General features: G+C 44.3%; 1 protein-coding gene. It reads left to right on the top strand.

Annotation, left to right across the window (positions count from 1 at the left end; all coding sequences use genetic code 11):
• Window positions 1–345: hypothetical protein (locus AB4167_RS03310; protein ID WP_372136129.1), on the top strand; the 345-nt coding region annotated here is incomplete at both ends.

Here is a 345-nt window from a genome sequence, read left to right as displayed (position 1 = left end):
TTCACTGATGTCTCCGTTAAATGTCACTATCGGTGATGATGTTCAAATCATGCAAGATAGTGCGTTAGATATCGTCGAGCCCAATCTTGCAGATGGTACGGTAACAACTAACACCATTGATGTGATGCAAAATCAGAGTGCTGATGGCGCGACGATTACTCAGTTTACTTATGACGGTCAACTACGAACCCTTGATCAGAATGACAATGGTGAACAGCAATTCAGTTTTACTGAAGGCGAACTATTCATCACGCTTCAAGGCGAAGTGCGCTTTGAGCCCAACCGCAATCTCGACCACACGCTGAACGAAGACATTGTGAAATCTATCGTGGTGACATCTAGTGA

Origin of the sequence: Vibrio sp. 10N.286.49.E11 (assembly GCF_041469505.1) — a bacterium.
Taxonomy (GTDB): domain Bacteria; phylum Pseudomonadota; class Gammaproteobacteria; order Enterobacterales; family Vibrionaceae; genus Vibrio; species Vibrio crassostreae_C.
This window is presented reverse-complemented; position numbering and strand designations above follow the sequence as displayed.